The sequence below is a fragment of the Bartonella sp. AD328YNZD genome (genome assembly GCF_042196425.1).
In genome coordinates, this window is the sequence record NZ_JBHIQG010000104.1 from 1 (window position 1) to 7,338 (window position 7,338).

Annotated in this window: 4 protein-coding genes and 1 tRNA gene; 4 read left to right on the forward strand and 1 reads right to left on the reverse strand. The window is 35.8% G+C overall.

All coding sequences use genetic code 11. The features are described from left to right. The 3 genes from ACFIO3_RS06260 to ACFIO3_RS06270 form a co-directional block, all read left to right on the forward strand. Nucleotides 1-1,026, forward strand: a 1,026-nt coding sequence (locus tag ACFIO3_RS06260) for a toprim domain-containing protein (protein WP_375704207.1), incomplete at its 5' end; no start/stop codon positions are given. A gap of 354 nt (nucleotides 1,027-1,380) precedes the next feature. Then, nucleotides 1,381-3,396 (forward strand): RNA polymerase sigma factor RpoD, encoded by a 2,016-nt coding sequence (gene rpoD / locus ACFIO3_RS06265; RefSeq protein ID WP_375704208.1) that lies wholly within the window; start codon nucleotides 1,381-1,383, stop codon nucleotides 3,394-3,396. A 622-nt stretch (nucleotides 3,397-4,018) separates the two neighbouring features. Continuing rightward, a complete protein-coding gene (locus ACFIO3_RS06270) occupies nucleotides 4,019-4,480 on the forward strand; it encodes a YcgN family cysteine cluster protein (RefSeq protein ID WP_375608219.1) in 462 nt (153 codons plus the stop codon). A 29-nt stretch (nucleotides 4,481-4,509) separates the two neighbouring features. Here ACFIO3_RS06270 and ACFIO3_RS06275 read toward each other — a convergent pair whose 3' ends face one another. After that, nucleotides 4,510-5,253, reverse strand: coding sequence for an SIMPL domain-containing protein (locus ACFIO3_RS06275; RefSeq protein WP_375608220.1), 744 nt, complete (start codon nucleotides 5,251-5,253; stop codon nucleotides 4,510-4,512). 172 nt (nucleotides 5,254-5,425) lie between these two features. On the opposite strand from ACFIO3_RS06275, the gene ACFIO3_RS06280 reads away from it, so the two are divergent. Next, nucleotides 5,426-5,502 (forward strand) — tRNA-Ile (locus ACFIO3_RS06280). Nucleotides 5,503-7,338: the final 1,836 nt, after the last annotated feature.

The following is a 7,338-nucleotide window of genomic DNA, read 5'->3' on the forward strand; positions in this document are numbered from 1 at the left end:
TTATGGCAGATGGGGAAGGAGCCTATTTTGTGTTTTGATGGTGATGATGCGGGTTTAAAAGCTGCTTTTCGTGTTGCAGATCGTGTGTTGCCTCTTTTAAAGGCTGGGGTTTGTGTACGCTTTGTTTTGTTGCCGCAAGGAAAAGATCCTGACGAAATTGTTTGTGCTGGTGGTGCACAGCTTTTTTCTTCTTTTTTGCAAAAAGCAATTCCTTTGAGTGAGCTTTTATGGTGGCGTGCTACCTATGGAAAGCATTTTGAAACTCCAGAGACACGAGCAGCTCTGGAAAAACACCTAAAACAACAAATTTTTACGATTAAGGATGAAGATGTTCGTCGTTATTATTTGCAAGATGTAAAAAAACGCCTTTTTGATTTTTTTCGTCCCTCTTTTTCTAAAAAAAATGGAGGAGGAAGATATGATCTGTCTTCGCCAAATAGGATTTTTAAAGAGCAATCCTTTTCTCTGTTAGCAAATTCTGAAATAGTACGAAATTCTTCGCAAGCTATTCCTGTGCGCGAAGCAGTGATTTTACTCACTTTAGCTTACTATCCTGAGTTGTGGTATGAAAATTTTGAGATTCTTTCTGAGTTAGAATTAAAAAATACTCAATTGATGTGTTTTCATCAAGCTATGTTGGAAATTCTTGGCAATCAGCAGCTTCATGATAAAGAGACAATGGTTGCGTTCTTGGAAAAAAGAGGGCAAAAGGCTCTGTTAGAGCGTATGAAACATCTTGTGCAAAATATTGGTATGCGTATTATCTTTAGTGGAGCCCCTATAGAAGATGCACGTGCTATATTAAAACAAGCTGTCTACTTGCATCTTCAAGAACACCACCTACATAAAAGGTTACAGGATATTGAAGAGCAACTTGTAGAAAATCCTAAGAGTGAGGTTTTTGATCTGCTTCGTGAGATAAAAAATGAGCTGGAGCAGATGCAGGCAACAGAAGCGTTAATTGAAGGGTTTGGAAGTTGGTTGGATGAAAAAATAGACGGGAATGCACAAGATACGATAAAATGATTCGCTTTTTTAATGCGAATCAGTCACTTAAATTTTAGATAAGGAAGTTTTATGTGGAGTAATATTTTCATAAAGGTGATGATTAAATTCTAGAAAAAGCGGGCAAATTTTAGGAAAAGCGGGAAATTGGTTCTTACGATAGGGTACAGAAATTATCTCAGAAGGGCTGAGAGGTGTCGGGGAAACTTCTGGAGTTTTCCCGCGTTTTTGTCTGAATGACAAGGTGTATACAAAATGTATTCTTTCTAATAGTAATCTCTTAAGAAATATATATGAGAAACTATTGGGTGATTGAAGTGAGAACAAAAAAGCTGGTCACATAGAAACTATGGCGTGATCGAGTGGAGTTATGGTATGGCAACAAAGGTTAAACAGAAAGATAATGCAGAAGTAAAAAGCCAAGCGAGTTTAGATGGCCCTCTTCTTGATTTTTCTGATGATGCCATCAAGAAAATGATTAAACTTGCCAAAAAAAATGGTTACGTAACGATGGATGAACTCAATGCAGTTCTTCCTTCTGACGAGGTTACATCCGAACAAATTGAAGATATCTTGGCGATGTTCTCTGAGATGGGGGTTAATGTTGTGGATGATGAGGATGAAGTTGATGCCGAAAACTATGAAGAGGAAGTTACTGTAGAAGGCGGTGATTTAGTAGAGTCCTCTAGTTACGCAATTGCAACGACAACGAATAAGCGCGAAGTAACAGATCGCACCGATGATCCGGTGCGTATGTATTTGCGTGAAATGGGGGCTGTTGAGCTTCTTTCACGGGAAGGCGAAATTGCCATTGCTAAGCGTATTGAAGCAGGGCGTGAGACAATGATTGCCGGACTTTGTGAGAGCCCTTTGACTTTTCAGGCTCTTATTATTTGGCGTGACGAGTTAAAAGAACAGCGTATTCTTCTTCGCGAAATTATTGATCTTGAAACTACTTATGCTGGTCCAGAAGCAAAGCAGGCTCCTGTTATTGAGAGAAGTGAAGTGGATAAGACAAAAGAAGAAAAAATGTCTTCTGGTATACATAATATGGGGGAGAGCATAGGAGAGAGAAACATTGAGGAAGATGAAGAAGAAGACGAGGACGATGTTAACTTATCACTTGCGGCAATGGAAAATGAACTTTGTCCTCAAGTTATGGAAACATTGGATTTTATTGCTCAAACCTATGTAAAATTACGAAAATTGCAAGATCAGCATGTTGAAAGCAGTTTGGCAGAGCGTAAAGAGGGAGCTCTTACATCTTCTCAGAAGAAAAAATATATTCAATTAAAGGGTGCTTTGATTCAAGCCGTAAAATCTCTTTCTTTGAACCAAAATCGTATCGAAGCTTTGGTTGAACAGCTTTATGACATCAATAAGAGATTGATTCAGAATGAAGGTAAGCTGAAACGGATTGCCAATAGCTATGGAATTGGCCATGAGGATTTTTTAAAAGAATACCAAGGACGTGAATTGGATGCAGATTGGATGAATTATATTGCCACTTTACCTACACCTGGTTGGAAAGAATTTTCGATGCGTGAAGCAAAAGAAATTCAAAAATTGCGGAGTGAAATACAAAATCTTGCACAAGAAACGGCTATTTCAATTGGTGAATTCCGTCGGATTGTTATGCAGGTGCAAAAAGGTGAACGCGAATCAACAATTGCCAAAAAAGAGATGGTAGAATCTAATTTGCGTCTTGTCATTTCAATTGCAAAAAAATACACTAATCGTGGTTTGCAGTTTCTTGATCTTATTCAAGAAGGCAATATCGGTTTGATGAAGGCTGTGGATAAGTTTGAATATCGGCGCGGCTACAAGTTTTCGACTTATGCGACATGGTGGATTCGTCAGGCTATTACGCGTTCAATTGCTGATCAGGCACGGACTATTCGTATCCCTGTTCATATGATTGAAACAATTAACAAAATCGTTCGTACCTCGCGTCAGATTCTCCATGAAATTGGACGAGAACCAACACCAGAAGAGTTATCTAGCAAGCTTTCTATGCCGTTAGAAAAAGTGCGAAAGGTTCTTAAAATTGCAAAAGAACCTATTTCACTTGAAACACCGGTTGGTGATGAGGATGATTCCCATTTGGGTGATTTTATTGAGGATAGAAATGCTTTATTGCCGATTGATGCAGCTATTCAGGCTAATCTTCGAGATACGACAACACGTGTTCTTGCTTCATTAACACCACGAGAAGAACGTGTTTTGCGGATGCGGTTTGGAATAGGGATGAATACCGATCATACATTGGAAGAAGTGGGACAACAATTCTCAGTTACAAGAGAGCGTATTCGTCAGATTGAAGCAAAGGCACTTCGTAAATTGAAACATCCTAGTCGTTCGCGAAAGTTGCGCAGTTTTCTTGATTCTTAAATAAAGAAATTCATGCATTTTGAAATTTTCTCCTTTCTTCTTAATAAAGGGGGAAGTGTTATTCCCTTGTACTTGGATGATTTTTTGAAAAAAAAAGAAAAATATGAGGTGACTTTGAATAACCTAGAAAGTTGATGATATTTAATGTTTTTCTGGGGGGTGGGATTTTGTATTTTTCTTTCTGAAAATAACAGATATGGGGCAAAGAGTGGTGTGGTCGTCTTTCAAAAAAATGAATGGTAAAATATTCTCTTGTGTGTAACGATTTGTTTCTTAAAAGAGGGGATGTATTAAGAATAAACTTATAGTGCTGCTATTGCAGCATACTGGCTTTTTGATGCGAAAGGTGTATTCTTTGCAGAAATTATTCTATCATTTCAAGGCGCACATTCTATTGCATTCTTTGTTAGCTTACAAAGGGATATTTCAATAGAGTATGTTCATTTATTGAGATATTTTCTGAATATCCTCTTGTTATTCAGAGAGATTTTAAGAAAATGATTTAAGTATGCATTGAGTTAAATCTTTTTAACACACAGAAATATATGAAATTATAGACATTAAACTTTTAATTCTTTCGTTTTTTATAGATCGTTTTAAATAAAAAGGTGTGCTTGAGTTTATGAGTGGAAAACTTCCCTTTTGGAAAGTGAAAAAATTAGAAGAAATTTCCATTTCTGAGTGGGAGAGCCTTTGTGATGGCTGTGGTCGTTGTTGCCTCCACAAAGTTGAGGACGATGATACGGGTGACCTTTATGCAACCAGTATTGCTTGTCGTCTTTTAGATGGAGAAACTTGTAGGTGTCGAAACTATGCTCATCGTCACTCAATCGTACCAGATTGTATATCATTAGACATTACAACAGTTAAAACGGCGCGTTGGCTTCCAGAAAGTTGTGCTTATAGATTAGTTTATGAGCGAGAAGATCTTCCGTGGTGGCATCCATTGGTATCAGGGGATTCTCAGACGGTGCATTACGCACATGCTTCTGCACGTGGACAAATAGAGGTTTATGAAGACGAATTATTATCTGAAGAAGCTTACCTCGCTCATATTACTGGTCTTCTGTGTGAAGGCCAGTGATATGATTGTTTTATACAATGCTTGCTCATTTAATCGATAGCAAAGACTACGGTGACACTCACGTTATAATTTAATTCACCGCTTGCAAAATTTGTATTTGCGTAGCTTGCATCTGCTGCTCTGCTCATGAGGCGCGGTGTTGGATGATAGTAATCATCTTTTTCATTGATTTCAATAATTTTTCCTAATTTTACATCGGCAGCTTGCGCTATCGTTTGCGCTTTTTCAATGGCTTCAGTAATGGCTTTTTTGCGTGCTTCTTGATAAAATGGCTTCGTATCTGCGTTGGTAAACGTAATACCGTTAACTGAATTAACCCCCAGTGTCATTGCTTGATCAAAGATTTTACCAGCATTGGTAAGATCACGAATGCGGACAGTTAAAGAATTTGAAACATGATAGAGTTTTTCATTATTCTTTTTTTCGTGGTGGTTATCAGGATTCGACTGATAAATGGATAAGCCTGATGTTTGCAAATCATTCGCTTGAATGCCATTGTTTTTAAAAGCTTTTATAATATCATTGATAGATTGATTATTGGAAGCTAAAGCTTTTTGGGCTGTTTTGTCATGGGTAACAACGGCGAGATTAATAATTGCCATATCCGGTACTGCCTGACTTTCTCCGATTGCCGTCACTGTAATCGTTGCATTTTTTATTTTATTTTCTTCAGCATAAGCACGTACAGTCAATGAAGAGGCTAAGAGCGTGAATGCTAATAGAGCTATTTTAACCAGAGACCCCTTCAGTGGTTGAGTTTTCTTTTCTATCATATCTATTCCTTTACATTTGTCAGTTGACTACTCTCTATCATTTTTAAGAGTTCTTATAAAGAAACTAGGGTACTGAAAAAAAAACCAATAGAAAAGAGAAAAAGATTGGTTATAATCTGGGTCAGCTCTTGTATCATAGGGCATTTTAGTTTAGAGAGAAACAACCTATATGGGGCCTGTAGCTCAATTGGTTAGAGCCAGCGGCTCATAACCGCTTGGTTGGGGGTTCGAGTCCCTCCGGGCCCACCAATAGGGGAATGTCCAATAGAAAAATGGATCGCTTATATAAAATTTTTGAGATTCCACCGTTTTCATTTTTTATTTATTTATTCTAGAAGCCTTTAGTCGTTGTTTTTTGCAGTTTTTTCTCTCACTCACTTTAATATAAAGTGAGGGTACGTTTTTTTAGTCTCATCAAAGAAGTTCTCTCATTTGCAACATTTTAGTATTTTGATTAACTGATATGTGTCGCTATTTATTTTCTTAATTCGTGTACTGTTTTGTACTTTTTCTGTGTGATGTACTTCAAAAATAGAAAGCTAAAAGCTTCATTGGATAAGTTTATTTATACTTGTTTTGCAAATAAACAGATCTTAATAGAGACAATTTTAAAGATTGGACCTGTTCAGAACAAATGGCTCAAAAAACATTTAATGTAAATTTGCTTTTTTCTAAATGATGTTAATGTCTTTTAGACGTTCGAATAGCATCATCGTGATGAAAAGTTAGTGTATAAGAGAATGTGATCTATGGACATTCATATGTATCGTGGGGGCAACGATGATAACATTTGTTGATATTTTCTTTTTCCCAAGAAAGGAATTCTATTTGATATTGTGAGAAATATTGTTCATAGTGACGGTTGAGTGTGCTCTGGAAAAGAATTTAATCAATTGCTCTTTGAACAGCTCATTGAATGATTATTGGTGTTTCTTTGCATCATGCAAATTTTATTGTAATAAGCATTTTATTATTCTGTAAGGAATGTTTTCTATGATGTTGGAAAATTCGTCAAAATACCATTTGGGCCTTTATGTATTTTCTGTTTAATGCTCAAAATATAGCATGTAATTCAAATTGTTATTGAAGAACCAAAGGTCTTTTTTGATTTTATTCTCATCGGGTATTGGTCGTATTTTGATAAACTTAGCTCTTTTTTTGTATTGCTAAAATTTTCCTTGTATTGATTGTGAAGAGAGTTTGATCTTTGTTATGAGTTTCTTTTCTTATGAAAAATTATTGGTAGGAGACTTTTTGTTGGAAAAATACACTTCTTCTTCAAGATCATACTTTGTAAAATATAATTCTCCATTTATGGATGGGAATTTATTTCTTATTGTAAGTCTGCATACAATTTACGTAAACAGATCATGGGGAATGATTCGTTTTATTTTTTTAATTATTACCATTTTTATCCATGATAGATATTTATATCAGTGTTTACAAAGGTGTGTTCAGAGGAGAGGTTCTCTATAAACTGTTTCAGAGTTTTAAGTAGTGCAGCTCTTTATAAGAACTTATTCCTATAGCATTGTGATATTCTTGCTTTGTAATATTGTTTAAAAAACATAGATGGTGCTATGTAGAACAAAATTATGATATATTCTTTTCGAAATGAGCTTTTTCATGTTCTCTTATATGAGAGTTCAGGAGTGTTTTAAGAGATATTTTCACATTAATTTATTATTGGTTCGAATCATAAGATTTGCGTAACATTATTCACATTGTTGATAAAAGTGATCATACCAATTTTCATAAGAAGGTCTGGATCGTGCGATGCTTTCTGTTTCACCATGGTACGTGACTAATAGAACTTCATCTGATTTTATAAAATAAGTTTGTATACAATTGCTTCCATACTGCCTATTGCAAATATTTTTTTCTGAGGTATGAGATATATTTTAAACGCTTTAGCGTTATAATAGTTTGACTACATGGAGTATGACTATGAAGAATGACAAAAAATTTGAAGCGGCTTTATCTGATATTATTGTGAAATGGGAGTCTCTATCGACGTCTCAAAAGCAAGCGATATTGGATAAAGTAGAAAATTCTACAGATTCTGCTCATTCAACAGAACATTTA